Genomic DNA, 2,381 nt, shown 5'->3' with positions numbered 1-2,381 from the left:
GCCGACCCGGCCCTTCAAGGACCTGGGCTTCGACTCGCTGACCGCGATGGAACTGCGCAACCGCATGTCCAAGGCCACCGGCCTGCGCCTGCCCGCCACCCTCGTCTTCGACCACCCCAACTCCCAGCGCGTCGCCGACCTCCTGCACACGGAACTCGCCAAGGACGGACAGCAGACCCTCGGCGACGTCCTGGACATCAGGCGGGAACTGACCCGCATCGGCGAAGCACTGGACACCGTGGCCGCCGACGCGCAGGCGCGCGAGGACATCGCCGAGCATCTGCGCACCCTCGTCGCCCGGGTCACCGTCGCCGAGACGACGGACGCCGCCACCGATCTCGACGCTGCCACGGACGACGAGATCTTCGACTTCATCGACCGCGACCTTGGCCTGTCCTGAACAGACACCAGCCGGACCCTCAACTGCTCCAGAGTGGGATGTCACGATGACCGAGGACAAACTCCGTACCTATCTGCGCAAGGTCACGGCCGAACTGCAGCAGACCCGCCAGCAGCTCAAGGACAGCCAGGACCGCGTGCGTGAGCCGCTCGCCGTCGTGGGCATGGCCTGCCGGCTCCCGGGTGGGGTCGACTCCCCCGAGCAGTTGTGGCGAATGGTGATCGACGAGGTCGACGGTGTCAGCGGGTTCCCCGATGACCGGGGCTGGGATCTGTCCTCCCTCTTCGACCCCGATCCCGACCGGCCGGGAACGACGTACACCCGTGAGGGTGCCTTCCTGCGCGAGCCGGGCGCCTTCGACGCGTCCTTCTTCGGGATCTCGCCGCGCGAGGCCATGACGATGGACCCGCAGCAGCGGTTGCTCCTGGAGACGTCGTGGGAGGCGCTGGAACGGGCCGGCATCGACCCGCACACGCTGCGCGGCAGCCGCACCGGCGTGTTCGTCGGCGGCACCGCCATCGAGCACACCGTCAAGCTGATGAACTCCCCGACCGACCAGGGGTACGCGATCACGGGCGGCTCCGCGAGCGTGATGTCCGGCCGCGTCTCCTACGTACTGGGCCTCGAAGGCCCCGCGGTCACCATCGACACCGCCTGCTCGTCCTCCCTCGTCGCCCTGCACTCCGCCGTGCAGTCCCTCCGGCAGGGCGACTGCACGCTGGCCCTCGCCGGCGGCGTCGCCGTGATGGCCACCTCGTCGGCCTTCGTCAGCTTCGCCCGGCAGCGGGGCCTGGCCGCGGACGGCCGGTGCAAGGCGTTCTCCGACGACGCCGACGGCATCGGCTGGGGCGAGGGTGCCGCCATGATCCTGCTGGAACGCCTCTCGGACGCGCGCCGCAACGGCCACCCCGTACTGGCCGTGATCCAGGGCTCGGCCGTGAACCAGGACGGCGCGTCGAACGGCCTGAGCGCGCCCAACGGTCCCTCGCAGCAGCGCGTCATCCGCTCGGCCGTCGCCAACGCCGGTCTGACCCTGGCCGACGTGGACATGGTCGAGGCGCACGGCACGGGTACCTCGCTGGGCGACCCGATCGAGGCGCAGGCCCTGCTCGCCACCTACGGCCAGGACCGTACGGACGGACGGCCGCTGTGGCTGGGCTCTCTGAAGTCCAACATCGCACATACGCAGGCGGTATCCGGCGTCGCCGGGGTGATGAAGAGCGTCCTGGCGCTCCAGCACGCCGTCATGCCCAAGACCCTCCACGTCGGCAAGCCCAGCACGCAGGTGGACTGGTCGGCGGGTGCGGTGGAGCTGCTGACCGAGGCCCGCGAGTGGCCGGAGACGGGACGACCGCGCCGGGTGGGCGTGTCGTCCTTCGGGATCAGCGGTACCAACGCCCATGTGATCCTGGAGCAGGCCCCCGAAGAGCAGGACGCCCCGGACTCACTGCCTGAGGACAGCGCCGAGCCGCCCTTCAGGGAGGATCCGGCGCCCCTGCCCTGGTTGATATGCGGCGACACCGAGAACGCGCTGCGCGCCCAGGCCGCGCGGCTGCGGGCCCACCTCGAAGCGGCACCCGGCCTGCGCAGTGCCGACATCGGTCATTCGCTGCTGACGAGCCGTTCCGTGCTGGCCCATCGCGCGGTGCTCTTCACCCACGAGGGCGCCGACCGGACCACCGAACTCTCCGCCCTCTCGGCCCTCGCCGACGCCTCCGACGCCCCCGGCCTGGTACACGGCTCCGGGGACGTGGGGAGCGGTGTGGTGTTCGTGTTCCCGGGTCAGGGGTCGCAGTGGGTGGGGATGGGGCGTGAGCTTTGGGATGTGTCGGCGGTGTTCGGTGAGTCGATGGTGGCGTGTGAGCGGGCGTTGGCGCCGTTTACGGACTGGTCGTTGCGGGATGTTGTGTTCCGGGGTGGTGGGGATCCGTTGTGGGGGCGGGTGGATGTGGTGCAGCCGGTGTTGTGGGCGGTGATGGTG

At 70.4% G+C, this 2,381-nt stretch carries 2 protein-coding genes; both read left to right on the top strand.

Annotation, left to right across the window (positions count from 1 at the left end; translation table 11 throughout):
* Positions 1–400, top strand: a 400-nt coding sequence (locus IG88_RS0137575) for an acyl carrier protein (protein WP_031051300.1), incomplete at its 5' end; no start/stop codon positions are given.
* A gap of 46 nt (positions 401–446) precedes the next feature.
* A partial coding sequence (locus IG88_RS0137570) for a type I polyketide synthase (protein WP_031051296.1) occupies positions 447–2,381 on the top strand: 1,935 nt, incomplete at its 3' end.

This window comes from Streptomyces sp. NRRL F-5650, from assembly GCF_000721365.1.
Classification (GTDB): domain Bacteria; phylum Actinomycetota; class Actinomycetes; order Streptomycetales; family Streptomycetaceae; genus Streptomyces; species Streptomyces ardesiacus.
Note: the sequence above shows the minus strand (reverse complement) of the source record. Positions and strands in the feature narration are given on the sequence as shown.